Here is a 23831-nt window from a genome sequence, read left to right on the forward strand (position 1 = left end):
CGGACTGCTTCTCGACGAGCACCGCGTGCGCCCAGGCGCCTGTCCCGCAAGCTTCGCCGTCCCCGCGAGCGCCTACGAAGCCGCGGCTCTTCCCCGCCGGACCAGGGCCCGCCGGCGCCGCTTTCGGTCCTGCTTTCGCCGGTCGGTCGCGATCGAAGGTGTTGCTTCCGGTGCCGCTGCGAGCGAGGGCTCATCGATCCCACGGACGGGAGGCGGGTCCCTTGCCGGGACGGCGGCCGGGCGCGTCTCCATGACCTCAAGCACGGCGCAGCCTTTCTCGGTGATACGCCAGCCGCCGTTGAGCCTTTCGACGAGTCCTTGCGAGAAGATGTCTAACTCGGGCACGCGCCCCGCCAGTCTCTTGGTACGTTCGGTCCAGTCGCATCCGCTGGTCGCCAGGATCGCCATGTCGCGCTTGAGGTCCGCCATCATCGCGAACCCGTCCGGATAGCTGACCAGCACCTTGAGAACCGTCACCTGGAAGTTCACCGCCCTACCCCGCCGCCCGGCCTCCTGCGAACTTGCTGCCGTTCATTTTAGGAGCGGCGACGAGCGGCTGTCGACCATGCTGTTCGGCCGCATATAGTGGGCGCGGTGAAATACTCTGTCCGACATCGCGAAGGCGAAGACTCGGGCCCCAAAAGTATCATCATCGACCTCGCGGATTTATGGATGATTGCCACGACCAACGAGCGGCCGATGTGTCCCGCGTGCAAGCACCGGATGGCGTTGGCGCGCATCTCGCCTGGCGAGCGCGGGTTCGAGGTCCGCACGTTCGAGTGCTCGACCTGCGGGCGGACCGAAAAGCTCTCCTTGTCTGTAGACCCGATGAAGACCGACGCGGTCGGCTGGCTGGCCAGCGAATTGAAGCCGCCTAACTGAGGTTGGCATGTCGCCGCGGCCGCGTTCTCGGGGAAAGGCAGCATCATCGTGCCAAATTCGCCATGAAGGCGGCCCGGAAGGTCGCTCGAGAGACCGGGCGCTCCGTCACTATGCGGGATGAGGATTTGCGCGCGATCGGTACGATACCGGCGGCCACGACCCATTGAAGCGTTTTGAGGTCGGATCAGCTGGCGGCACAGATCAGGGCAGGCCTAGAGCCGCTAGAATGGCCGCCGCGACTCTGGCGAGGCCGCTGGTGTGGGTTTGATTGGAGCTCCCGAGGCCGGGCAATCGCGGCACTGCACGGGCGCCCGACGCTGATTCCCCGTGGCGCCGTTTACGGACCTTTAGAGCGCTCCGCGCGTTAAGGCCCCGTCGAGGGGCCGAACCCGGAGGTGGGTTATGTGCGACGTTCCTCGGGACGTGCAAAGAAAGTTCGAACAGCGGTGGGCCGCCAGATTTGCGCGGCCGATCGGGGCGGCCAAGCCCGAAAAGCATCAAAGTGAAAAGCCGGATCAACCGCTCGCCGCTCCCCCCAGAGCCCTGAAGAAAACCCGCCGAACTGAACCGGCGCGCTTGAGGCCTTTAGCGACGCCATGAGCGCGGGACCGAAGTCCCCCGGGCCCTAGCCCATACTGCCGGGCATGAAGCACCTGATTTCAGTGGACGGATGATCGGTCCCGCGATCGGCCGTGTAGGGCCAAACCATAGTTCTGCCGGCACGGTTCGGCTCGGTGATCACGGCGTCATCGGGCACGTCGATCCATCGGCCCTCGAGACGGACGCGGTAGTGGCCATCCTTCGATTCCCAATCGACGTCGCTGACGGCAAAACCGTCCGCGAACGAACAGCAAAGCCCCTTGTGGGACGCAAGTCTGTTGAACCATTCGTTCAGTTCGGGACGGCTGGGGTCATGGGCGAGCGCGGGAGAGCAGAGCGATAGGAAGATCAAGACAGTTCGCACCACAACCGACTCCCCTCCTCTCAAAGGCTACGCCTTCTGCGCGGCCGCGGCGCCATTTTTCAGATCGATATTCGCAGGATTAAGGCGCGGACCTGAGCCCGCGCCCCCTTCTTGTTATCGCTTTCAACCATCCTGGCATGCGCCGCCAGCCTGCGATCGTCGACGGGCGCTTCATCGGTCACTGTCCAACCGTTTCGCGGCGGCAGCTCCAGAAACGACCCCGACGCGGGCGGCGGGCCGGGGTCGCTATTCCACTAAACTCGCAGCAGTCGGGGGCTGCCCGCGGGGGAGCAATAAATTGCTTCCTGGCCTTGCCTACTTGTTCCTGCCAGTCCTGCGACGAAACCATTTTCCAAGAGCCACGAAGCCGGCAAGAAGCAAACCCGGCATAGCCTTTCCTCGATTGTTCCAAAGGAGCGACGGCTATGATGGGCTCGGCGTGGACTCGTAAAGGACGCATGCTCGTAATGGTAAATTTTGCTGGCCGGCGCCGCTGTTCTGTTAGCGATGGCTGCTCCACAGCCCGTATCGAGTGTTGCGCTCGGCAGTGAATGGCAATGTAGCAAGGCCGCGTTTATTTTAACGACGTGCCGTCAGGCCCCTTAACGAGTGACACGGAAAACAAGGCACCAGTAGCGGACGGCGAAAAGCCGCCGGCAAAACGGGGGTTCGGATTAATCATTGTCGTCGCCCGGGTGGCATAATGTCTGCAGTTTGCTTGGTGCTGGGGATTTCAGCGTCCCAGCTTAGGAATGAGCGCCGCCGGGCGTTGCATTTCGATCCCGGCGGCGTCCCTTTCTGGGATTAGCGAGACAGTCGCCGGCGGCGCGAGCGCAGCCGCTTCCGGTGCGACCGTCGATGGCGCTTCATGCGCTGCTGAGCGACCAGTCGAGAGTGACGCCATGGCTTTGGCAGTTGTCGGCGAAGACGAATTTCAGAAGGTGTGCCGCGACCGAAAAGCATAGGATCGAAAACCAGCTCTGCGCGTTGACCGCTAAGCCCAAATGGGAGGTAAACTATGATCAATGACCGAGAACGGCGGGCAACCACGGCGGCGGAACGCGAAGCCCACAAGGTATTTAAGGCGGTCAGGGCAAAGGGAGCTATGACCGATTACGCCAAAGCGCAGAAAGCATTCCACGATAATCGCGAGCGCCTAAAGGCAGAACGGCTGGCGCGGCTGGCTGAAGCGGCCAACCGCACAAAGGCAAGTTAAGCGTCGGAAATGAAGCGCAGGCCACGGGGAATCTCAAACGCTTCCCCGCCTTGGCAGGGGTCCTACTCTACCGGCATTTGCAACGTCGGGAAGCACGGCTTTGCAATCCCGTCGAGCGTCGTTGCCTGGTGCGTTCCGCAAGGCTCGACAATCTCGTGGGCTTCCGAGTTACGCCTCGGCTCGCTGCTTCGCCTCGTCATCGCTCAGTCATTTCAACGCTGCGCGACACCCGCGGTATCACCCGCAAACGCAACGTAGAGCTTGCTTGAGCGCTTCGGCCATAGGGGTCTAATGGACCGACCACCGACGCGTTCCGTGTCCGTAGGCCCAGCACCCCCTGTCTATCTACAGGTTGTCCGGCGTGCGGAGGGGCGAGGCTTTGTCCTGATTCCGCAGCTCTTGTTCGGCCAAATCCCAAAATTCCTTGTCGCGGCCTTCAGGCCGTCCAGCCTTCTCCCAGAGTTGATGGGCATACGTTCGTATTTCTTCTTCTGTGGGTTCTGCCATGTCCACCTCCCGATAGGCGCGGTCCCGTCCAGGTATGGGGTGAACGCGAGAATCATGCAGGCCAGCAATGATGGTGGGACTGACCTGAAGACTAATCCAAGTCCGGGTTCTGGGTTCCACGTAACAGACGTTCGCCATCCCCGCCGAATTCCATCGAGCGGTCGTAGAGTTCGCTCCGGAGCACCGACGAGTTCGTGAGAAGGTGAACGAGGCACGCCTCGGGTGAGCGCCCAGGCGCTCGCCGGCTTATGTTAGCCGCTGATGGTCCCCGCTCTGCGACCAACCAACTTCCGGCGATGGTAGCCGCGGGAGCTGGACGTCCGCGCGGATTTTCTCGCTAACCGAACGGACGGCCCGCTTCTTCTTGCGCCAACTGCCGTTCAATTTCGACGGAACGGATATTCCGGATGGAACGACCAGAAGGTCTTTCTGTGCGCTTAGATAGACGTCATACATGTGCAGTCCCCCCTCAGCACGATAGGCGCCGCGCTGCGGCCATTGGTGGCGCCAGCGCAACATCACGGTCGAAATGCATCCGATCGACGCCTAAGCAATCTTCCGGCGCATGAGATCCTCAAGCGCATGGCGAGCGACGGATTCCAATGCACCGAGCGTCGTGTCGCCCCGCCGCGCCGCTCGCCTCAGCTTCCTCGCTATAAATTTCCGGCTCTCATGATCGCCCCCACTGTTTGGCAGGTCGCGGCGGAGTTTTCCAGAACGACATCCGTATTCGCAAGGCCCGACAGCGATGCCGGGCCTTTTGCTTTGGTCGCAACAGGGAACTACATTCGTAGTGCAGTGCACGCCCGACTGCCTCTCCTTTCGCAAGCCAGCTCGTAGCCCGTTGATGGGGCTCATCGCCCCACTTTCGATGTCGGGTTTGCGCATCCGATGGTCGAGCGCCTAAGCTGGAGCATGACCGCCATCACCTATTTCGGCGAGATGTTAGTTGCCTCCCTGCTCGCAATCGTGCTGCTTGCGATCTCACCGCTCGAAACGACGTACGCCGGTGCGCTTTTCGCAGGTGGAGCTGTCGCATGGACCCTCAGCGAATATGTCGTTCATCGCTTCGTGCTACACAGTCTAGCACCGACGCAACACGCGCTGTATCATGCCAATCCCGACGAGCCGGTGCTTACAGTTTTCTGGAAAATATGGGCTTGCTTCGCGCTAGTTTATTCAATTGCCGGCGGTGTATTCCTAGCGGGCTCGCTGATTGCCTATGGTTGGTATTTGTTTGTGCATCACTGTGCTCACCACCGTCCAAGCAATTTGCCACTACCCCAGGCGTCACGATCCACCACGAGGCAGCCGGGGCGAACGAAGAGCCGCCGTGGTCCTAATCGCAAAACGCGGGACAGAAGCCCCGCACCAACGTCTTAGTTGGGTCAAACTCGGAAATGGAGAGCCATTCGCGGAGAGTCCACTCTACCCCGATGAACGTACATCGTCAGACCGGGCCGACTAGTCCGGAACGTGCCCACATCGGAAGTAGCCGAGTGCCCATCGTTCATGGACGCGGATCCGGAATCGCTCCTGTATTGAGCGGACTGGACCGACGCCCCGATGCGGTGCGCGTCGGTCAGCGGTGTACTGCGCTCGATCCGGCGATCTGACGGCTGTCGTTGCGCAGCCTGCCGGCGAGTTCTGTAAGTGGGCTTTCCGCTGGTTGCGGGCGGGGCGCCGGGTCGAGATTATCGATGCCGGTCGCCACTACCGAGACGCGGACGATACCCTCCAGGCTTTCATCAAACGATGCGCCAATGATGATGTTGGCGTCCTGGTCGGCCTCGTCGCGAATGCGGGTAGCAGCTTCGTCGACCTCGAATAACATCAGGTCCTTGCCGCCAGTGATGGAGATTATGAGGCCGCTGGCACGTTTGATCGAGGGGTCCTCGATCAGTGGATTTGAAATCGCGGCCACGGCGGCGGTGAGCACGCGGTTTGCGCCAGAAGCTTCGCCCCTGCCCATCATGGCCTTGCCCTTCTCGCGCATTACGGCGAGAACGTCGGCAAAATCGAGGTTGATCAGACCTTCCTTGACTATGAGGTCGCTGATGCAGGCCACCCCCGAATAAAGCACCTGATCGGCCAACGCGAAAGCATTGGAGAACGTGGTCTTCTCGTTGGCCACCCGGAATAGGTTCTGGTTTGGGATGATCAGCAGAGTATCCACCACCTTCAGTAGTTCCGCGATGCCGGCCTCGGCAAGGCGCATGCGGCGCTGGCCCTCGAAGTGGAATGGCTTGGTGACTACACCGATGGTGAGAATGCCAAGCTCGCGCGCGGTCTTGGCGATAATGGGCGCTGCGCCGGTGCCGGTACCGCCGCCCATGCCGGCAGTAACGAACACCATGTGCGCGCCGGTCAAAGAATCGCGGATCGCGTCGATTGTCTCTTCGGCTGCGGCGCGCCCCACTTCAGGATGCGAGCCAGCGCCGAGACCTTCCGTCACCCGCGTGCCCATCTGGATGAGACGGTCGGCCTTCGACATGGTAAGCGCCTGTGCATCGGTATTGGCGACGATGAAGTCGACGCCTTGCAGCCCGGCCGCGATCATGTTGTTGACTGCATTGCCACCGGCACCGCCGACCCCAAACACGGTAATGCGCGCCTTCATCTCGCAAATATCGGTCATTTTTGCCTCACCATTGCTCCACCGAGCTGGGGAATGAGGGGACACGGATTTTGCTATACACTAGGATTTTGCTCCGAAAGTGAGCGCAGCAAGCGCGGTCGCTTAGCAAGCGACAAAGGCCACTGGCGAGATTTTCAGGTACGCACCCAGTGCGGCATATGTCAGCGTCTCGGCGGACACCGGCTGTTCTCCTAGAACGAACCGAGCGGCAATCGGCTGATGATGACTAAGCTATGAAGTTAGGCTAGGCCGCGATGGTTAACGAATTCCTAACGGGCAAGCAGCGGTCTGCCACTTGAGCGTGGCCGGCGGGGATTGTAGCCCATCATCTGACCTCATCTCGAAAGTGCGTGGCCTCGCCGGGCTTGCCGAGCCAATGGACATTGCGCGGACGATCCCACAACGACGCGCCGACGAACAATGGCGGAAACTCGGCGACGTCAGCGCTGCGATGTATTGGTCGGCTGCCGATCCAACAGAGCCGCGCCGCCGCAGAAGCCGTAGTTCTCCAGGAGCAAGACGCGGACACCCGCTCTTGCCGCGGTGCAGGCTGCGAGGCAGCCGCACCTCCCCCCGACGACAGGACGTCTGCTTAAAGATCTTGTCTCGGTCGCTCATCGCTTACGCGGGCCATTTCGTTTCTCGTTTCCGCGCGCTCGCTTGCCACGAAACGCTCGATCGGTGGACCTCGGCCAAAGCTATCAAACCATAGGGATTGGCCTCACGCCAGCGGGCGGAATAGTGCTTGTGATCAGCGCGCGAGGACAGGCGTGACGCCAGCCAAATTGGGAATCGCTATTTGATGCGCGACAGCGAGCCTGGTCGTTACTTAAACTCGGCAGCCCGATAGTGATGCGGCCGGCTGACGAACCGTTTGACGAGCGGTTAGCATCGCCGTCATGGAGAGGTCACCACGCGAGATAACGCGCGGGACCGGCCTCGATGAAGCCACGGTTTGCCAGGGAGAAATCGAATGACGACGACCGCTCTGGACAGGATCGACATCAAGATTCTGAATGAACTGCAGCAGAATGCCGGCTTGACCAACGTCGAGCTTGCATCGCGCGTGAATCTCTCACCGTCACCCTGCCTCGCCCGCTTTCGCACGCTCGAGAAACTTGGCGTGATCGACCGGCGAATTGCCGTGCTGGATCCGGCGGTCGTCGGGATCGGCGTTACCGCGTTCATCCAAGTCAAGCTCGAGAAGCAGGTCCAGCTCTCACTCGAGAATTTCACGCGCTCGATCGATCGCCTGAACCAGGTGATGGAGTGCTACCTGATGACGGGCGATAGCGATTATCTTCTGCGCGTGATGGTGTCCGATATCGAGGCGCTCGAAGACCTCATCGTCAACAAGCTCTCGCGCATACAAGGCGTGACCAGCATTCGTTCAAACCTGGCCTTGAAGCGGATTTCTCACAAGACGGTACTTCCTATCGACTCCAATCAACCTGTTCAAATCAAGTCGCCCAGTCCGGCCTCCAGGCGCATCGAGAGACCTGCCAAGTCACACTACGACGCCGCCCTTCAAACGCGGATCGACGGCGGCATGAGCATCGAGACTTCGCGCGCGCTCGACCACAGTGTGGCCAGCTTCTAGCGACCGGGCAGCTCTTGTCGTTTCAGGTTCATCAAGTAATTGTCCGCCAATCCCCGGTTCAAGGTGCTGAAGCCGTCTGGCAAGGGGTTTTTGCGGAGCAGGCCGCCGACAAGGACCGGCTGCATCTGGCGCAATTCCCGAAAGACCATCCCGGCCTGGCGAGGGAAGAAGCTCTCAAGATGACTAGGGAAGCGGTCGGCTAAAAGGTCACCTGTACTCGTCGCCGCGAAAGGCAGCAGCATGAGCCGAAAGCCGGCTCGAGGGAACAGCGCTGTCCGCCACGATCCATTTTGTGTAAGCTCCTGCAGCATTCGACCTCTTGGGAGGATTGCCATGAGAGCCTTTCTGCTCGCCTGCGTGGCCGCCGCCGTCACGGCAGGAGTCGGCGCCGCGGCTCTTGACCGCGTACAAGAGCCGGTCGCGGAGGCCTTTGCAACGATGGCCGTGCGGCTTTAGCGACCTCGGCCGCCCGGGGCTGCGTTGCTCCTACTCCGCCGCCGTGGCGGCCGGCTTCGAGCGCGCATCATTGGTCGCGGCGCGCGCATCTTCCTCGTCGAGCCAGAGGCTGTGGTGCTCTTTCGCCCAATTGGCGTCCACGGTGCCACTGCCCATCGCCTCGAACGCACCCTGCATGCCGATGGTGCCGATGTAGATGTGGGCCAACATCACCGCGACGAACAGCATCGCCACGGTCGAGTGGACCATCTGGGCCATTTGCATTCCTTCGATGCCGGACAGGTAGAACGGGAACATCAGCTCATATCCGGTGACCGCAACGGCAGCGCCGCCGATCACGACGATCCAGTAGACCGCCTTTTGGCCGGCGTTGAAACGATAGGCTGGCGGGTGATCGTGACCCACGATGCCGCCACCGCGCTTGATCCACTCGACATCGACCTTGTTCGGAATATTACCGCCGAGCCACATCAGGAAGATCAGCACCACCCCGATGGTGAATGGGAAGCTCAGATAGTTATGCGCGTACTTCGCCCATTGCGACCACTCGGAGAATGCCTCGTGGCCAATCAACGGCAATAGCAGCGGACGGCCGAAGGTGATGTTCAGTCCGGAGATCGCCAGAGTGATGAAGCAGGTCGCGGTCATCCAGTGTACGAAGCGCTCGAATGCGCTGAAGCGCACGATCGTGCGCCCCGCCCTCCCACCCTGCAGACGGACCATGCCGCAGGCGAGATAAAAGACGACGAGCACGGCAAGCGTGCCGAGAATGGCAATTCCGCCGATCCAGCGCAGGGTGACGTTGCGGAATTCCCGCCACTCGCGCCCTGCCGGCTGCTCCAGCACGCCCGACCGCTGATCCGGAATGCTGACGCGTCCTTGAATCCGGTTGAGCTCCTGCAGAAGCTGTTGCTCCTTCACCGCGCTGGCGGTCGGGTTGACTTGTTGGGCGATGGACGGCACCGACGCGCTGATCATCAACGAAAGCACCCATGCGCCCAGGGCGAGACGGACGCATTTTGCAAGAGACGCCATGAGGTCCTCCCGAGATTTGCGCGAGTCTTGCGTTCAGGACGCGATGGTCTCGCGATAAGCGGTCTTCCAGCCCCAGGCGCCTGACCCGTAACCGCGCTTCATCACACGTTCCTTGTAGATCTGGGCGATGATCTCGCCATCACCGGCGAGCAACGATTTGGTGGAGCACATCTCGGCGCAGAGCGGCAATTTCCCCTCGGCGAGGCGATTGGCCCCGTATTTCTCGTACTCCTCCTTGCTGCCGTCGGCCTCGGGTCCGCCGGCGCAGAACGTGCACTTGTCCATCTTGCCGCGGGAGCCGAAATTACCGATCTTCGGATATTGCGGCGCCCCGAACGGGCAGGCGTAGAAGCAATAACCGCAGCCGATGCACAGATCCTTGGAGTGAAGTACGACGCCGTCGTCGGTGGTGTAGATGCAATTCACCGGGCAGACAGCCGCACAGGGCGCGTCGGTGCAGTGCATGCAGGCCATCGAGACCGAACGCTCGCCGGGCTTGCCGTCATTGATGGTAACAACGCGGCGCCGGTTGATGCCCCAAGGCACCTCGTGCTCGTTCTTGCAGGCGGTGACGCAGGCATTGCACTCGATGCAACGGTCGGCGTCGCAGAGGAATTTCATACGTGCCATGGTCGTTGCTCCCTATGCTGCCGCGATTTGGCAGAGAGTGACTTTGGGCTCCTGCATGCCGGTCGCCGGATCGTATCCGTAGGTCGTGATCGTGTTCGCGCTTTCGCCGAGCACGATCGGATCGGTGCCCTTCGGATAGTTGCCGCGAAGATCCCTGCCCGCGAACCAGCCGCCGAAGTGGAATGGCATCCAGGCGACGCCCTTGCCGACACGCTCGGTAACGAGCGCCTTCATCCTGGCCCGCGAATTGTTTTCGGCGCCGGTGACCCAGACCCAGCCGCCGTCTTTGACGCCGCGGTCCGCGGCATCAGCCGGGCTGATCTCGATGAACATGTCCTGCTGCAGCTCGGCGAGCCACGGATTGGTGCGCGTCTCCTCGCCGCCGCCCTCATATTCGACCAGACGTCCCGAGGAGAGGATAAGCGGGAATTGCTTGGCGATCCCCTTCTCCACCGCGGCCTTCTGCACGGAGAACCCGATGTTGGGCATGCGAAACTGCTTGGCATCGGGCAGCGTCGGATATTTCGCTACGAGATCGACGCGCGGCGTGTAGATCGGTTCGCGATGAACCGGTATGGGATCCGGTAGGCCGAACGCATTCATGCGCGCCTTGCCGTTACCGTAAGGCACGCAGCCGTGCATCAGTGCGATGCGCTGAATGCCGCCCGAGAGATCCAGCGACCACGACACCGCGTCGGGAGTGGCCGGATTGATCCTGTTGATCGTGGCCATCTCCGCTTCCGTCAGATCCCTGTCCCAGCCGAGTTTCTTCAGGCTCGCCAGTGTGAATTCCGGATAGCCGTCCTTTATCTCCGAACCCCTGGAATAGGACCCGTCCGCCAGCAGGCTCACCTTCCGCGTCGTCCCGTCGGGCAGCTTCTCCTCGCGCTCGAGGCCGAAGCGCGGCCGGAACGTCCCGCCGCCATCCATCACACTCAGATTGGTGTTGTAGAGCAGCGGAGTGCCCGGATGCTTGAGTTCCGGGGAGCCCCAGCACGGCCAAGGCAGGCCGTAATAGTCGCCGCCGACCTCCGGATCGTCCTTGGGAGCTCGCATGGTCAGAAAATCGAACTTGGCCTGGTTCTTCATATGCGCCTTGAGGCGCTCGGGCGATTGCCCGCAATAGCCGGTCGACCAGCTGCCGCGATTCATCTCGCGCAGGATATCCTCGGCCTCGGGCAGATTGTTCTCGACCTTGATGTTCTTGAACATCTTGTCGGCGAAGCCGAACTTCTTCGCCATCAGATAGATCACCTCGAGGTCGTCCTTGGACTCGAAGATCGGCTTCACGATCTGCTCGCCCCACTGCAGCGAGCGGTTCGAGGCGACTCGCGATCCCTTGCACTCGAATTGCGTGGCAATCGGGAGAACGTAGAGACTGTCCTTGCGCCCGGCCTCCACGGCGAGCGAGGCCCAGGTGGTTGGATGCGGGTCGGCGATGACAAGCAGGTCGAGCGCCTTCAGGCCCTTCAGAGATTCCGGAATACGGGTGATGCTATTGCTGGCGTGTCCCTGCACGAACACCGCCCGCACATTGTCTTTCTGCGCGACCTGGTCTTTCGGCAACGTCACCGCCTCGAACCAGCGCGTGAGCGGGATGCCGGGGGTTTCCATGATCTGCTTGGAATCGAAGCGCGACTTCAGGAACTCATAGTCGACCTCCCAAACCCGCGACCAGTGCTTCCAGGCGCCTTCCGCGAGGCCGTAGTAGAACGGCAGCGTGACGATATCGAGCCCGACATCGGTCGCTCCCTGCACGTTATCGTGGCCGCGGAAGATGTTGGCGCCGGCGCCGGACATGCCGACGTTGCCGGTCAACAGCAATGCTATGCAACTCGCCCGCACATTGGCGGTACCGACCGTCTTCTGCGTTTGCCCCATGGCCCAGATCAGCGTCGCCGGCTTCTCCGTAGCAAGCATTTTGGCGACGCGCTTGAGCTGTTCGCCGGGAACGCCGCTCACGCGCTCGACCTCTTCCGGATTCCACTTCTCCACCTCCTTGCGGAGATCGTCGAACCCGTAGACGCGCCGCTGGATGAATTCCTTGTCCTCCCAACCGTTTTGGAGAATGTGCCACATCATACCGTAGAGCACTGGAATGTCGGTGCCCGGCCGCATACGAACATATTCGGTCGCGTGCGCGGCGGTTCGCGTCAGGCGCGGGTCGATGACGATGAAGTTGGCCTTTTGAAGCTCCTTGCCTTCGAGCAGATGCTGCAATGACACCGGATGCGCCTCGGCCGGATTGCCACCCATGATGATCTGGGTCTTGGCATTGCGGATATCGTTGAAGCTGTTGGTCATCGCGCCGTAGCCCCAGGTGTTGGCTACACCCGTGACGGTCGTCGAATGGCAGATACGCGCCTGATGGTCGGTGTTGTTGGTGCCCCAGAACGCGCCGAGCTTGCGGAACAGATAGGAACCCTCGTTGGTCATCTTGGCCGACCCGAGCCAATAGACGGAATCGGGTCCCGACTTTTCGCGCACGTCCAGGAGCTTGTCGCCGATCTCGTTGATCGCGGTCTCCCAGGAGACCCGGGTCCACTGCCCGCCGACGAGCTTCATCGGATAGCGCAACCGCCGCTCGCTGTGCACAAGTTCGCGCACGGAGGCGCCCTTGGCACAATGCGATCCGCGATTGATCGGGGAATCCCAGGTCGGCTCTTGGCCGATCCATACGCCGTTCAGCACTTCCGCAGTCACGGTGCATCCAACCGAGCAATGCGTGCAGATGCTCTTGCGAACAGTCGCTCCCGCGGTGAGCGGCCCCGCGGCGGCAGCTTCCGCCTTGCGAACGCTGCCGAGAGGCAGCGTGCTGAGCGCTGCAAACGCCCCACCGGCAAGGCCGGACCGGCGTAGGAACGTGCGGCGGTCGAGACCGCCGGTTTGCCCGGACAGGAGGGCCGCGACGGATCCACGTCGGTCGGATTCGGAACGCTGTGTTCTCCTGATCAACATGGCCGCCTCCCTCAACGCGGATAGCGATTGACGCGGTAGTACGCCTTCACGTGGTCGGTTTCCTTGTAGCGCGCCTTGCGCTTCTCAGCCTCGGTCTCGCTGTCGGCTTGCGCCGGCGCGATCAAGGGGGTTGCCAGCGTAGCGCCGGCGCCAATCGTGCCGATTCCGACCTTGCGAAGGAAGTCGCGGCGGCCTGCCGTCATTTTCTTCTCATCGCTCATTGCAGCTCTCCTGGACCGGGGCAGCCGGTCAATTGGCGAATTTGAAGGCCTCCGTCTCAATCTCCAAGAACACGCATCCCACCGTCCCGACCGCTCGGTAGAACCTGGCGCTTTCCGCCTTCGTCATGTCGGCGAACAGACGTCCAATCCAGCGGGACAAATGCTTGTCGAAGAAGGCGCGCTGTGTTTCTAGCGTCGCCGGGAAGCGACCAGCCACAAGGCCCGCCATGATCTCGCAGAGCGTCGCTGCATGGTCCTCGGGTTCTGGATTGCTCTCCATTCGCTCAATGCCGAGCGCGGTCAGATCGTTGCGAAGTCGCGACAGCGGGCGTTCGTTGAGAAAGCCGGTCAGATAGTAGGACGCGTAGGGCAACAGCTCGGCGCGCCCGACGCCGACGAACAGGTCGAAAAATTCGCGCTCGACCTCGGTTGCGACCGCAATCGAAGCGGCCTCCGCAAGAGAGGCGTGGGCGCGCCCAAGCGGAGTAGCATCGCCGCTCAGGAGCGCGATCCGTTCAAGGAAGGTACGTGATGGCGCGGACGAGAGCAGGGTCGCGAGCAGAGCGTATTCCTGCGCGCGTGCCGCTTCGATCGGATCAAGCATGTCCGACATCTCAAGCTCGCCATAAAGATCGGGTCGGAGGACTTTCCGCGATACGCCTGTCGCGGCTTCGACAGCGATCACGCGCTGCGCGGGCACCCGGTTCCAGTTCGACACTGAGGGCTGGGCAATGCCGATTTTCCGGGCTAGCTGGGCTACGCCGCCCGCGGCATCTATGGCTTGTTCAAGGCCGGCCTCGCGCACGCCGCCCTCCCATCCAGAGGGGTCAAGCGCTTGATAGCGTTTGCTCATCCAAGACTAGACGGGTGCCGGGAAGCGGTCAATCGAAGGCATAGCTTGAGGCTATAGCATTTGGTCGCAGCCTATCGCGGCAGCGCGCCACCGTGTGTGCGGTGCCGAACGGGAGTATCTTCGCTCGCGGCTGGCAGTTGCGGTGCAGCAGAGTCTGGCACCGGATCAGCGGTGGCGGCCTCATCAACCGGCGAGGATTCCGCAAACGGCTTCACCCGACCTGATGCTTGCGCCAGATCGTCTCCAGCAGGAGTCGGTCGCGTGGTGTCTTCGACGGTCTGTGCAAGCGCGTTGGTAGCATTCCCGGCGGCTTCCACGACCTCCCCGACAACGCGGCGGACGAGTGCGTCAATCTGCTCGGCCGAATAGTCGAGCGGACCGAAGCCGGGCATGGCGGCCGGGTCGTTGAAGTCCCATGCGCTCTCCGCGAGCCCGATGAAATCGCGGATGGCAGAATCGGCCGTCCAGGCCCGGCGAAGCGCCGCACGGCTCAACTCCTGAGGAATGCCCTTGCGCAGGAAGGCCGAGACGTCGGTCGCGGCGCCGATCGAGTCGAGGGGCGGCAGGCTCGACAAGTCCGCCTCCGTGGGGCAGGGCTCCGCCACGTCAGGGTCGGACGCCGCCGGCGCATGCGCCTCGACGGGTTGTTCGGGCTTTGGTTCAGCGTGGCCGCCCCTTGCTGCCTGCTTGCGCCGCGACCAGCGCGCCAAAAAGTCGTCTTCGCTCATTCGTGCCCACCTTCACGGCGCAGTTGCGCCAGCGCTTCCGGATCGGCGCGGCTCCGCTCGCGCTTGAAGAACTCCTTCTCGACGTGGTGCTCGGCAATGAAATCTTCAATCGCCCGGTGCAACACCTCTGGCATCGGCACCGCTTCGACGAGATTGGCGCCGGCCCCCGTGAACGACTCCCCCTCCGCGGGATCCGCCGTGACCGAGGAAACGAGGTAGGGCCAAGTCCCCTCGGCGGGGCTCAACACGACCCAGATGCTTGGCCCACCGGAGACGAGGTTGTCACGGTAGCGCTCGGTTTCCGAGCGGTAGAGATCCACTGTTGCGCTGCCGGCGTAGAACAGCGTCACCCCGTCCTGTTCGCGGATCACCGTCCACGGCTTCATCTCCGGCTCGTCCGGCAGCACCCCGATGGCGCGCCAGACGACGTCGATCCATGGAGACTCCGCCCTGCGGCGCTCGACCACGACGCCAACGGAGATACGCAACAGCGGCTGTGCGACAGGGCTCACGTCGCAGCCTCCAGATGCTTGATTGGTAATCCCGTCACCAAATTCTGCGGTTTCATCCGGACGACCTGATCGGACGTCGTTGCAAGGATCAGATAGGCCGGCGTGTGCCCGACGGCGTTAACGACCAGGCCGGGATCCGCAAAGCTCAGCCGAAACAACGCCAGCACGCGCCCCGCGGTGCGGTCGTCGAGGGATTCGTCCTGCCAAAGCCGGTCGCCGATCCGGGTCGCTTCGGAATCCAGGCCCACATACCAGGTGAGTTCTGCGTTGCGCAGTTCGGTCAGCGGCTCGATCGTCACATCGATCCCGAGCAGATGCGAGATCCAGCGCCGCATCGCGTCGGCCAGCGCGGCCTGCCCCCGCCCTCCGCCGGTCAGATCAAGCGCCATATCGAACTGGTCACTGCGTTGCCAATAGCCGTCGGCATTCTCCTCGCTGAGAACGTCGAGCTGGGTATCGCCCGTCGCGCCCAGCATGGACATCAGCGACAGCACCGGCGTCGGGCTGCGCGCACCAAGGATTTCCTCGTCGCCCAGCAGCAGCAAATGCTCGTGCGACAGAATCCGTTGCGGCCGAAAGAACAACTCGGCCGCGCGCAGCTGAAACGGATCCTCGCAGCGATCAAGCGCATTGCGCAGGATCACATGCACCAGCTGGTTCATGAACAGCGGCGGCAGATTGACCGAACCGGAACGAACCATCGCGAGATAGGCCGCCTCCAGCGTCGGATGGCGCAGCAGGAGGTTACGAAATGCCAGCACGAATTGCCAGTTTTCTCGCGCATCGGCATCGGCGATCGCGGCCGCCTCCTTGTCCCCGACCGGGAGGCGCGGATCGGCCAGCAATTGCCGGTGCAAGCGACGCTCGACTGGACAGGCGTCGTCCGGCGGCATCAGCTCGGGGCGCGCGAAGTAGGCCTTCAGGTATTCGTCCGTGACAACGAGCCCGCCGCTCGCGCTGCGATCGAGCAGATGGTGGCCGCAGGCGATCCAGAAATCCCTCATCGCCCTGGCTCCTTGCTCATGTCCGCAAGGTTGAGATTGCCGTCGGGATCGGAGTCATCCTCCAGTTCCATGAACGAGAACGCCTTGCCGTGCCCCTGCCCCTCCCGCAGTCGCAAGCTTCGGAATGACTCGCGGACCTCGCCATCGATCATCGAGCGGTGGACGGCTATCAGCACGCTGACGGGACGGGCACAGAGCGATTGCGCAAAGGCGACCTCCTCTTCCGCCGCCATGCTCGCGGTTGAAAGATCCGGCGCGCCGAACCGCTCGACCAGTCGCCTCGCAAGGAGCTCCACCAGCGCCCGGCGATCGTCCTCGGTCGCGGGGACGATCTGCGCAAGCGTCGACCAGCCCCAGGATTGCACGCCGAGAAAACCGCCGCGGAAAGCGGCACGGTCCTTGCCGTGCAGTTGCGCCAAATCTCGATCAAGAAAACGGAACGCGCCCGACACCGCCCATTCGCCGGGCTCCGCGGGCACGTCGAATACGAACGTGTCGGACGGGTCGAGCGCGATGGTGCGCAAGAGCTTCACAGGCGCGGTCCTCCGAGCTTCGGATCGAGCCACGAGGACGATCGCAGGTATTTCCTCAAATCGTGCCGCTCGGTCGCATCTACTCCAACCCGACGCACCAGAAGATCGCCGTTGTCAGCGATCGCGCGAGAGGTCTGCGGCTCGTCCGTCAGCAGACTCAGGAATTCGCGTGCAACGGCGTCAAAACCGTCGACGTGCCAGGTTTCGGTCGCGAGCATCAGATGCCGCGCAAAGCTTTCCGTGATTTGAACCGCGCCGGCTTCGCCAAAGCCCTCCTGATCGAGCGCCGAAGCGAGTGGATGAACGCCGGCTTCCGCCTCGGTCATCGCAACCGTCCGGATCATGGCACCGAACACCAACCAACGCGGCGGCTCATCCTCTTTCGCGGACGATGGCCAGCCAAGCTGGCCGCCACCGACGAGCCCGCCGTCGACACGGACCGCATCCGGCCAGTCGATGGCGACCTGCTTGTTCGGGGGTGCATAGGCGCGCAAGGCGTCGGTCAATGCCACCATGGCGGCATAGAAGGCGCGGCGCGCGGTGCACAAGGGCTCGGCGGGTTCGAGCACGACGGCGAACTCGGCGAGATCGAACCGCCCCACATAGGTCAGCGTGCCTGCCCCGCTCTTCTCCGCGATGTCGATGGCATGGGCGAAGGCGTCGCGCCTCTCGCGCAGCCTCACCAGCCTGAACGGCGGAGGCAGGTCAACGGGCTCCAGGATCGATGAGCGCGTGTGGACGGTCGGCGACAGACGGACCTCCAGCTTCCATTTCTTCCCATGTGATAATAGCTTATCCGAGCAAAGGGGACGGCGCGAGTCCGCCCCCTCGTTCCCGGACGCTTTGGGAGGTGAATAGCCGCGTATGCCGGATTCGCCGAAGACGATCCTGATCTGCTCGTGCGAAGACACGATGCGTCTCGACACCGCTGCGATCAAGCGAGGCTGTCGCAACAGCGAGATCGCCGAATTCCGACACCTGTGCCGAGCCGAGCTGGATCGGTTTCGCGATGCAGCGAAGGTCGCGGGCCCGATGATCGTCGGCTGCACCCAGGAGGCGCCGCTGTTTGCCGATGCGATGGAGGGCCGCTCGGAAAGAACGGAGTTCGTCAACATCCGGGAGACCGCAGGGTGGTCCCTGGAAGGGCGACAGGCGGGGCCGAAAACGGCAGGGCTGCTCGCGGCAGCGTCGGAGCCCGTGCCGGCCTACCCGTTTGTCGCCTTGTCAAGCGAGGGCGTAATCCTGATCTATGGCCGCGACGACGTCGCGGTTGAAGCGGGCCAACTGCTGGCAGATCACCTCGACGTGACGGTCATGATCACGAGGCCAGCGCAGATTGCGCCACCGGCGACGACATCGTTCCCGATCGTCAAGGGTACGATTCGAAATGCCAAGGGACATTTGGGCGCCTTCGAGCTTGAGATCGACGACTATGCCGCGCCTCGCCCCTCCTCGCGCGAGGCGCTGATGTTCGAGGCTCCGCGCAACGGCCTGACGTCGCGCTGCGACCTCATCCTTGATCTTTCCGGCGGGATGCCGCTTTTTCCCGCGCATGACCTGCGCGAAGGTTATCTCCGCGCCGACCCGGGAGACCCGCCCGTAATGCTGCGCGCGGTCCTCAAGGCACGCGATCTCGTCGGCAGTTTCGACAAGCCGAAATACGTCAACTTCGCCGCAGAGCTCTGCGTGCATTCGCGGTCGAAGCTAACGGGGTGCCATCGCTGCCTCGATCTTTGCCCGACCGGGGCGATCACACCGGATGGCGATCACGTCAGGATCAATGCGGAGGTTTGCGCCGGATGCGGCCAATGCGCCGCGGCCTGTCCGACCGGCGCGGCAACCTATGCCCTGCCACCGGCCGACGCGCTGTTACACAAATTGCGCGCGATGCTTTTGTCCTATCACGCGGCCGGCGGCACCCATGCCGTCGTCCTGTTCCACGATAGCCAGCACGGCAGCGCGTTGATCGATGCGCTCGCCCGCCATGGCGACGGGCTGCCGGCTAGCGTGCTGCCGCTCGCGGTGAACGAGGTGACGCAGGTTGGACTCGAGGCCGTCGTCGCGTCCTTCGCCTATGGTGCGGCGGGGATCCGCTTTCTGCTTCGCGCAAAGCCGCGGCATGACGTCGCCGGCCTCTTCAAGACGATCGCGATGGCTGATGCCATTATCTCCGGACTTGGATTTGCAGGACCTGGGTTCGCAGGACGCAGGGTCGAAGCCATCGAAACCGACGATCCGGACGCACTCGGCAAGACGCTCTGGTCAATCGAGCCGGCGCCGACCGTCGAGCACCCAGCGACCTTCCGGTCCGTCGGCAAACGGCGCGAATTGCTTCGCCTCGCGCTTCACGAGCTTCACAGCCGCGCTCCTTCGCCGGTCGACGTCATCGCGCTGCCTGAAGGCGCACCACTTGGCGCGATCAGCGTCAATGTGGAGGGATGCACCTTATGTCTGTCTTGCGTGTCGGTCTGCCCGACCGGTGCGCTGCGCGACGATCCCGAGCGTCCTGTGCTCAAATTCGTCGAAGATGCCTGCGTGCAATGCGGATTGTGCCAGAGCACGTGCCCGGAAAAGGTGATCACGCTCAAGCCGCAGATCGACTTCCGGGCCGCCAGGGCCCCGGCAACGATCATCAAGGAGGAAGAGCCTGCGCTTTGCATCCGCTGCAACAAACCATTTGGCGTGAAGAGCACGATTGAGAAGATCGCAGCGAAACTCGAGGGCCGGCACTGGATGTATCCCGCCGGCGACAAGCGGCTCGATACGGTAAGAATGTGCGCGGATTGCCGCGTGATCACCATGAGCGAGCAACAGTTCGACCCGTTTGCCGGCGTGCCACAACGCGCGGCGCCTCGCACGACCGATGATTATCTACGCGAACGGGAAACCAAGAATTAGAACCAATTCGATTGTGGGGAGCAGCACACTTTAGGAAGGCGCACCATGTCTCATCTCACCAAAGCTCATTTTGCATTCGTTGCCGTTGGCGTTGCCCTTGGCACAGCGATGATCGCGGCGCCCGTCGAAGCCGCGCGCCTGTCGAACGCCGACAAGGTCGCCCTGAAACAGGCGATCGTTGCCTGCAAGGCGCAAGCCAAGGGCAGGAAGATCAAATGGCTGGCCCGCCGGAAATATGTCAACAGCTGCGTCTCCGAGGCCCTGAAGGAACATCCAAACGTCGACGTCATCAAACTGATCAAGGAGCATCCAAACTTGACGGACCTCCCAGTAGAGAAATGGCCCGGCTTCTAGAGCTTCGGTTCTGATTGAATCAGAACCGAAGCTCTAGATTCTTGTTTTGACGCGTTTTCTTCACGCGAACCGGTGTCCACTTTGCTCGAAAGCGCTCTAGCTGCACACAGCTGCGTAACGGGCCGCTACCGTCGCCCCAACGTCGCACGCCCCAGAAAATCCGTCAGCGCCTTGCGGTCCTCGACCGAGCCGATCCGCTGCTCCGGCATTTTTGTGCCCGGCGTATAGGTATTCGGGCCGAGTTCGAAGAGTCTTGCCACCGTTTCGGGAGTCCAGACGATATCCATTTTCGTCAGCGCGTCGGAGAAGCGATATCCCGGCAACGACGCAATCCTGCGACCAAACAGGCCATCGAGCGTAGGGCCGGCGCGCTGCGGCTCCTTCGCGGACAGCGTGTGACACGCAACACACGCCCTATACACCTCGGCGCCACGATCTCCCGCATAGGGCGCCAGGGGATCGCTTTGTGCATCCCGCAGCGACGAGCCGATTGGATCGCCCGTCCGCGCGTTCCAGCGCCGGATCCTGCCGTCCGCGCCTCCCGTCAGCAACGTTGCGTTGTCGGGCAGGAATGCCACCGACCAAATGGGCGCTCCCTGAGTGGCCAGCGCTTGCACGATGCTCCGCGCCTTTCGGTCGATGACGGAAACCCCTCCACCAATTCCCGTCGCCGCGATCAACGTGCCGTCGGCGGACATCGCCAACGCGACGATCGGGGTCGACCCGGCCTGAACTTCGCCGGTCTCACGACTATCCGATGTCAGAAGCCGTATTTTCCCGTCGCCTCCGCCCGTGACGATCTCGCCGTCGGGCGCGACTGCCACGGCATTGAGAGGTGACGGAAGCAGGACGACATCCGGCGTTCCTGCCACCATCGGCCAGATCCTCAACTCGCGATCGTAACCGACGCTGACCAGCGATTGTCCATCTGCAGAGAAGGCAACTCCGTTCACGTTCTGCGTATGCCCTTTCAGCACCTGCGACGCGCCGCCGGCGAGTGACCAGACGCCGACCGTATGATCCCACGATGCCGTGGCGAGCCGTGTTCCGTCCGGCGAGACGGCGAGCGAAACGATTGGCGCGAGATGGCCCTCGAAGACCTGATCCGGCTGCTCCCGGCCGGGTGTCCAGATCGCGATCCGCGCGTCGGCTCCGGCTGTCGCCATTCGTCCGTCCTTCAGGAACGCGACTGCATTCACTGCATCGGAGTGAAAACGAAGGACTTGCTCCGCGGATTCGGTCTTGAGTGACCATCGAATGGCGGATGTGTCGAAGCTGCCTGACAGAGCGTTGTTGCCATCACTCGAGATCGCAATCGCCCGAACGGGTCCGCCATGACCCGCGAGCTGGCCTTGCGCCGGCGTTAAATCAAATGCCCACAAGGCGGCAACGACGTACAGATTTGAGAGCCAGTTCATCGGCGGCTCGCGGGTCGGCTCCGGCACGCTGCCGTTGCCTTGCAGGATAGCTTGCACGCGCTTGACCAGGGTCAACGACTGGAGCCGTTGTTCGGTTTCCATGCTGCGCCGCGGGATCGGAACGCCCCCGGTACTCAATGCCGCAATGGCGTCTTGTTGGCTTGAACCGAGGGGCACCGGCTCCTATGCTGAACGTGAAGCGTCAAGGATGACGGCATGCAAATACGACCCAAAGCGTATCTGCATTTCATTTCGCTGTGGCGGTCACTTCGCAATTCGACTTCGCCACACGATGCCGACGTGCCCCGTGAAACGTCACCATCGCTCATTTTCGTCGCGGTCGTGCTGACGCTTCTCTCGGCTATCCTGGAGGTCGACCTTCATCGAGGTGAATTGGAATCGCTTGGTCTCCTCCGAAGCCACGACTCACCTCCAGCCGCCTTCTTGGGCCCGTAGCGTTCGTCGCCCGACCAGGTTTCAATCTGAAGCGCGCCCTCAGCGTTGATCCTGGCTGCGGGTCGCTTCGCCTGACAGTTGGTTGTCTACCGCGTCGTCTCTCTCGGAAAGACCAGGGACCGGTCGTCGAAGTCCTCGGCCGGCAACTTGGCTGCGCCGCGGGCGCCTTGCAGTTCTTGCAATGTCGAACTGCTTGCCAAGTCGGCACGCCCGACGGCCGAGACCGAGTGTGATCGCGGGAAGCCGAGCACCGCGGTAAGAAGTGCAAAAGCGGTGATGACCGCTACCATCAGACCCTTCATGCGAAATCTCCGTTCGGTTGGAGCTGTCCCCGAAGAAGTTTTGCAGTGATCTGATTAGTGCTGACCGCAGCGTCGCGATGTGAACCGCCTCACATGCCCTGGAAATTTTCTACTGAAGCGCCTTTCCGGTTCCGCCCGATTAAAGTCGACGGCAATGGCTTCGTACGCGAGGATGTGGCCGACAAGAAAGCTGCTAAAATTGCCGGTGCAGTACCCGCGATTGAAGTTCAATCCGCGAGATGACCTTGCTTCTCCACCTTGTTGACATTTGGTCGAACCGTCGGCCTCGAAATCGATGCTCGCCAGCATTCTCGCAAGTTGCTTGCGCGCGCAAGTACGCGGCTCGTAGGTGGTAAACAAAATCGCAGAATCGATAGCGCGTGAGCAATTCATCCCGGCATCAACATTCCTCACCGTTACGTTTGAACGGCAGCCTCCTCCCCAATGGCGACACGAAGGCAGGTCGGTTCGCTAACGCCGACGGAACGACGCCAGCTTATCGGTCGTCGGTAGCTGCCCTGCTCTCATCAATCCGATCGCGTCGAGCCGACGTCCGCGTCACGCCTCGAACGACTGTTCAGATTTTGTTTTTCTTGATCTCCCGGTGCACACGTCATGCACACGCGGCTCACTAACCATTTGAAAAATTTCAGGTCTCGCTCCAATCCATCATGAGCAAGCTTGAGCTAGCTCCAGCAAATTACGTGCAACTTGGTCGTATCGACAATCGCGGCGTAACCGGGAGGTGGCACAAACCCGCCGAACTCAAAGGCCCGGCATCACTGCCGGGCCTTTATGGTTGAGCTCTGAATATTCGGAGTTAGAAGTCCATACCGCCCATGCCACCCATCCCGCCCGCACTCGGAGGCATGCCGCCGCCACCCGCGTTCTTCTTCGGCACTTCGGCCACCATGGCTTCGGTGGTGATCAGAAGAGCCGCCACCGAGGACGCGTTCTGGATCGCCACCCGAACCACCTTGGTGGGATCGATGATGCCCTTCGAGATCAGGTTGCCGTACTCGCCGGTCTGCGAGTCGAAGCCGTAGGAGTATTGGTCCTTTTCGAGGATCTTGCCGATGATAACGGAACCGTCCTCACCGGCGTTAATCGCGATCTGGCGTGCCGGGTAGGACAACGCCTTGCGCACAATCTCGACGCCGGTCCTCTGGTCGTCGTTTTTGGTGCGAATGCCCTTGAGGTGCTCGGAAGCGCGCAGCAGCGCGACGCCGCCGCCTGGTACGATACCTTCCTCGACCGCCGCACGGGTCGCGTGCATCGCGTCATCCACGCGATCTTTGCGCTCCCTCACCTCGACTTCGGTCGCGCCGCCGACGCGGATCACCGCGACGCCGCCTGCGAGCTTGGCGAGACGCTCCTGCAGCTTCTCACGGTCGTAGTCCGAGGTGGTCTCCTCGATCTGCGCCTTGATCTGGGCGACGCGGGCCTCGATGTCGGCCTTCTTACCGGCGCCGCTGACGATCGTGGTGTTCTCCTTGTCGATCATAACCTTTTTGGCGCGGCCGAGCATCTGGAGCGTGACGTTCTCGAGCTTGATGCCGAGGTCTTCCGAGATGGCCTGGCCGCCGGTCAGAACGGCGATGTCCTGGAGCATGGCCTTGCGGCGATCGCCGAAGCCCGGAGCCTTGACGGCCGCGACCTTCAGGCC

The 23831-nt window shown here is 62.3% G+C and carries 26 protein-coding genes and 1 pseudogene; 8 read left to right on the top strand and 19 right to left on the bottom strand.

The genetic code is table 11. The features are described from left to right. Positions 1-72: 72 nt before the first annotated feature. Complete coding sequence (locus Q0030_RS32925; RefSeq protein ID WP_298376869.1) at positions 73-489, bottom strand: hypothetical protein; 417 nt, start codon at positions 487-489, stop codon at positions 73-75. Between the two features lie 183 nt (positions 490-672). Here Q0030_RS32925 and Q0030_RS32930 point away from each other — a divergent pair, with 183 nt between their 5' ends. Then, positions 673-882, top strand: coding sequence for a response regulator (locus Q0030_RS32930; RefSeq protein ID WP_298376871.1), 210 nt, complete (start codon positions 673-675; stop codon positions 880-882). Positions 883-1507: 625 nt separating this feature from the next. Here Q0030_RS32930 and Q0030_RS32935 read toward each other — a convergent pair. Beyond that, entirely contained in the window at positions 1508-1849 is a 342-nt protein-coding gene (locus Q0030_RS32935; RefSeq protein ID WP_298376874.1) for a hypothetical protein, read from the bottom strand. Between the two features lie 1015 nt (positions 1850-2864). On the opposite strand from Q0030_RS32935, the gene Q0030_RS32940 reads away from it, so the two are divergent. Next, complete coding sequence (locus Q0030_RS32940; RefSeq protein ID WP_298376875.1) at positions 2865-3062, top strand: hypothetical protein; 198 nt, start codon at positions 2865-2867, stop codon at positions 3060-3062. 345 nt (positions 3063-3407) lie between these two features. Here the strand turns inward: Q0030_RS32940 and Q0030_RS32945 are convergent, their stop codons facing one another. After that, a complete protein-coding gene (locus tag Q0030_RS32945; RefSeq protein WP_298376878.1) occupies positions 3408-3569 on the bottom strand; it encodes a DUF2934 domain-containing protein in 162 nt (53 codons plus the stop codon). A 915-nt stretch (positions 3570-4484) separates the two neighbouring features. Here Q0030_RS32945 and Q0030_RS32950 point away from each other — a divergent pair. Further along, positions 4485-4952: a hypothetical protein gene (locus Q0030_RS32950; RefSeq protein WP_298376881.1), complete on the top strand. Its 468-nt coding sequence runs from the start codon at positions 4485-4487 to the stop codon at positions 4950-4952. A gap of 199 nt (positions 4953-5151) precedes the next feature. Here Q0030_RS32950 and ftsZ read toward each other — a convergent pair whose 3' ends face one another. Together ftsZ and Q0030_RS32960 are read right to left on the bottom strand one after the other, a co-directional pair. Continuing rightward, positions 5152-6207: a cell division protein FtsZ gene (gene ftsZ, locus Q0030_RS32955; RefSeq protein ID WP_298376884.1), complete on the bottom strand. Its 1056-nt coding sequence runs from the start codon at positions 6205-6207 to the stop codon at positions 5152-5154. A gap of 440 nt (positions 6208-6647) precedes the next feature. After that, positions 6648-6737, bottom strand: a pseudogene (locus tag Q0030_RS32960) (hypothetical protein); the annotation flags it as partial. 443 nt (positions 6738-7180) lie between these two features. Between Q0030_RS32960 and Q0030_RS32965 the strand changes: the two are divergent. After that, the gene (locus Q0030_RS32965; RefSeq protein WP_298376886.1) at positions 7181-7807 is read left to right on the top strand and encodes an Lrp/AsnC family transcriptional regulator; all 627 of its coding nucleotides are present in this window, start codon (positions 7181-7183) and stop codon (positions 7805-7807) included. Here the strand turns inward: Q0030_RS32965 and Q0030_RS32970 are convergent. Then, a complete protein-coding gene (locus Q0030_RS32970) occupies positions 7804-8118 on the bottom strand; it encodes a hypothetical protein (RefSeq protein ID WP_298376889.1) in 315 nt (104 codons plus the stop codon). The two genes, Q0030_RS32965 and Q0030_RS32970, sit on opposite strands and share 4 nt — an antisense overlap. A gap of 22 nt (positions 8119-8140) precedes the next feature. Between Q0030_RS32970 and Q0030_RS32975 the strand changes: the two genes are divergently transcribed. Next, on the top strand, positions 8141-8263 hold the full coding sequence (locus tag Q0030_RS32975; protein ID WP_298376892.1) for a hypothetical protein: 123 nt from the start codon (positions 8141-8143) through the stop codon (positions 8261-8263). Between the two features lie 30 nt (positions 8264-8293). Here Q0030_RS32975 and Q0030_RS32980 read toward each other — a convergent pair whose 3' ends face one another. From Q0030_RS32980 to Q0030_RS33025, 10 genes are all read right to left on the bottom strand, one after another. After that, complete coding sequence (locus tag Q0030_RS32980) at positions 8294-9298, bottom strand: formate dehydrogenase subunit gamma (protein ID WP_298376894.1); 1005 nt, start codon at positions 9296-9298, stop codon at positions 8294-8296. 33 nt (positions 9299-9331) lie between these two features. Beyond that, positions 9332-9928, bottom strand: a complete 597-nt coding sequence (gene fdh3B / locus Q0030_RS32985) for a formate dehydrogenase FDH3 subunit beta (protein ID WP_298376897.1) — start codon at positions 9926-9928, stop codon at positions 9332-9334. A gap of 12 nt (positions 9929-9940) precedes the next feature. Beyond that, positions 9941-12886: a formate dehydrogenase subunit alpha gene (locus tag Q0030_RS32990; RefSeq protein ID WP_298376900.1), complete on the bottom strand. Its 2946-nt coding sequence runs from the start codon at positions 12884-12886 to the stop codon at positions 9941-9943. 11 nt (positions 12887-12897) lie between these two features. Further along, positions 12898-13107, bottom strand: coding sequence for a twin-arginine translocation signal domain-containing protein (locus tag Q0030_RS32995; protein WP_298376903.1), 210 nt, complete (start codon positions 13105-13107; stop codon positions 12898-12900). A 28-nt stretch (positions 13108-13135) separates the two neighbouring features. Next, positions 13136-13912: a Cro/CI family transcriptional regulator gene (locus tag Q0030_RS33000; RefSeq protein WP_298376905.1), complete on the bottom strand. Its 777-nt coding sequence runs from the start codon at positions 13910-13912 to the stop codon at positions 13136-13138. Positions 13913-14031: 119 nt separating this feature from the next. Continuing rightward, the gene (locus Q0030_RS33005; RefSeq protein WP_298376907.1) at positions 14032-14688 is read right to left on the bottom strand and encodes a DUF3306 domain-containing protein; all 657 of its coding nucleotides are present in this window, start codon (positions 14686-14688) and stop codon (positions 14032-14034) included. Then, positions 14685-15200 (bottom strand): DUF3305 domain-containing protein, encoded by a 516-nt coding sequence (locus Q0030_RS33010; RefSeq protein WP_298376909.1) that lies wholly within the window; start codon positions 15198-15200, stop codon positions 14685-14687. The genes Q0030_RS33005 and Q0030_RS33010 overlap by 4 nt, the downstream gene beginning before the upstream one ends. Continuing rightward, positions 15197-16204 carry a DUF6352 family protein gene (locus Q0030_RS33015; RefSeq protein ID WP_298376911.1) on the bottom strand — a complete coding sequence of 336 codons (1008 nt, stop codon included), beginning with the start codon at positions 16202-16204 and terminating at the stop codon, positions 15197-15199. Before Q0030_RS33015 ends, Q0030_RS33010 begins: the two co-directional genes overlap by 4 nt. Beyond that, positions 16201-16737, bottom strand: a complete 537-nt coding sequence (locus Q0030_RS33020) for a DUF6505 family protein (protein ID WP_298376913.1) — start codon at positions 16735-16737, stop codon at positions 16201-16203. Before Q0030_RS33020 ends, Q0030_RS33015 begins: the two co-directional genes overlap by 4 nt. Further along, positions 16734-17675, bottom strand: coding sequence for a biotin/lipoate--protein ligase family protein (locus tag Q0030_RS33025; protein ID WP_363323525.1), 942 nt, complete (start codon positions 17673-17675; stop codon positions 16734-16736). Before Q0030_RS33025 ends, Q0030_RS33020 begins: the two co-directional genes overlap by 4 nt. Between Q0030_RS33025 and Q0030_RS33030 the strand changes: the two genes are divergently transcribed. After that, positions 17650-19635, top strand: coding sequence for a 4Fe-4S binding protein (locus Q0030_RS33030; protein ID WP_298376915.1), 1986 nt, complete (start codon positions 17650-17652; stop codon positions 19633-19635). The genes Q0030_RS33025 and Q0030_RS33030 overlap by 26 nt on opposite strands. Positions 19636-19743: 108 nt before the next feature. Next, positions 19744-19989 carry a hypothetical protein gene (locus tag Q0030_RS33035; protein ID WP_298376918.1) on the top strand — a complete coding sequence of 82 codons (246 nt, stop codon included), beginning with the start codon at positions 19744-19746 and terminating at the stop codon, positions 19987-19989. A 125-nt stretch (positions 19990-20114) separates the two neighbouring features. Here the strand turns inward: Q0030_RS33035 and Q0030_RS33040 are convergent, their stop codons facing one another. Then, positions 20115-21407 (bottom strand): c-type cytochrome, encoded by a 1293-nt coding sequence (locus tag Q0030_RS33040; protein WP_298376940.1) that lies wholly within the window; start codon positions 21405-21407, stop codon positions 20115-20117. A 542-nt stretch (positions 21408-21949) separates the two neighbouring features. Continuing rightward, positions 21950-22165 carry a hypothetical protein gene (locus tag Q0030_RS33045; protein WP_298376921.1) on the bottom strand — a complete coding sequence of 72 codons (216 nt, stop codon included), beginning with the start codon at positions 22163-22165 and terminating at the stop codon, positions 21950-21952. A gap of 93 nt (positions 22166-22258) precedes the next feature. Here Q0030_RS33045 and Q0030_RS33050 point away from each other — a divergent pair, with 93 nt between their 5' ends. Then, a complete protein-coding gene (locus tag Q0030_RS33050; RefSeq protein ID WP_298376923.1) occupies positions 22259-22408 on the top strand; it encodes a hypothetical protein in 150 nt (49 codons plus the stop codon). 577 nt (positions 22409-22985) lie between these two features. On the opposite strand, the gene groEL is transcribed toward Q0030_RS33050, so the two are convergent. Beyond that, on the bottom strand, positions 22986-23831 hold an 846-nt coding region (gene groEL, locus Q0030_RS33055; RefSeq protein WP_298376926.1), incomplete at its 5' end, for a chaperonin GroEL.

The organism is uncultured Bradyrhizobium sp. (assembly GCF_947648125.1).
Classification (GTDB): domain Bacteria; phylum Pseudomonadota; class Alphaproteobacteria; order Rhizobiales; family Xanthobacteraceae; genus Bradyrhizobium.

Bases quoted from the DNA above. Each gene is read 5' to 3' on its own strand.
- Q0030_RS32930 (WP_298376871.1), top strand. From the start codon at position 673: ATGATTGCCACGACCAACGAGCGGCCGATGTGTCCCGCGTGCAAGCAC.
- Q0030_RS32940 (WP_298376875.1), top strand. From the start codon at position 2,865: ATGATCAATGACCGAGAACGGCGGGCAACCACGGCGGCGGAACGCGAA.
- Q0030_RS32945 (WP_298376878.1), bottom strand. From the start codon at position 3,569: ATGGCAGAACCCACAGAAGAAGAAATACGAACGTATGCCCATCAACTC.
- Q0030_RS32950 (WP_298376881.1), top strand. From the start codon at position 4,485: ATGACCGCCATCACCTATTTCGGCGAGATGTTAGTTGCCTCCCTGCTC.
- ftsZ (WP_298376884.1), bottom strand. From the start codon at position 6,207: ATGACCGATATTTGCGAGATGAAGGCGCGCATTACCGTGTTTGGGGTC.
- Q0030_RS32965 (WP_298376886.1), top strand. From the start codon at position 7,181: ATGACGACGACCGCTCTGGACAGGATCGACATCAAGATTCTGAATGAA.
- Q0030_RS32970 (WP_298376889.1), bottom strand. From the start codon at position 8,118: ATGCTGCAGGAGCTTACACAAAATGGATCGTGGCGGACAGCGCTGTTC.
- Q0030_RS32975 (WP_298376892.1), top strand. From the start codon at position 8,141: ATGAGAGCCTTTCTGCTCGCCTGCGTGGCCGCCGCCGTCACGGCAGGA.
- Q0030_RS32980 (WP_298376894.1), bottom strand. From the start codon at position 9,298: ATGGCGTCTCTTGCAAAATGCGTCCGTCTCGCCCTGGGCGCATGGGTG.
- fdh3B (WP_298376897.1), bottom strand. From the start codon at position 9,928: ATGGCACGTATGAAATTCCTCTGCGACGCCGACCGTTGCATCGAGTGC.
- Q0030_RS32990 (WP_298376900.1), bottom strand. From the start codon at position 12,886: ATGTTGATCAGGAGAACACAGCGTTCCGAATCCGACCGACGTGGATCC.
- Q0030_RS32995 (WP_298376903.1), bottom strand. From the start codon at position 13,107: ATGAGCGATGAGAAGAAAATGACGGCAGGCCGCCGCGACTTCCTTCGC.
- Q0030_RS33005 (WP_298376907.1), bottom strand. From the start codon at position 14,688: ATGAGCGAAGACGACTTTTTGGCGCGCTGGTCGCGGCGCAAGCAGGCA.
- Q0030_RS33015 (WP_298376911.1), bottom strand. From the start codon at position 16,204: ATGAGGGATTTCTGGATCGCCTGCGGCCACCATCTGCTCGATCGCAGC.
- Q0030_RS33030 (WP_298376915.1), top strand. From the start codon at position 17,650: ATGCGTCTCGACACCGCTGCGATCAAGCGAGGCTGTCGCAACAGCGAG.
- Q0030_RS33035 (WP_298376918.1), top strand. From the start codon at position 19,744: ATGATCGCGGCGCCCGTCGAAGCCGCGCGCCTGTCGAACGCCGACAAG.
- Q0030_RS33040 (WP_298376940.1), bottom strand. From the start codon at position 21,407: ATGAACTGGCTCTCAAATCTGTACGTCGTTGCCGCCTTGTGGGCATTT.
- Q0030_RS33045 (WP_298376921.1), bottom strand. From the start codon at position 22,165: ATGAAGGGTCTGATGGTAGCGGTCATCACCGCTTTTGCACTTCTTACC.
- Q0030_RS33050 (WP_298376923.1), top strand. From the start codon at position 22,259: ATGCCCTGGAAATTTTCTACTGAAGCGCCTTTCCGGTTCCGCCCGATT.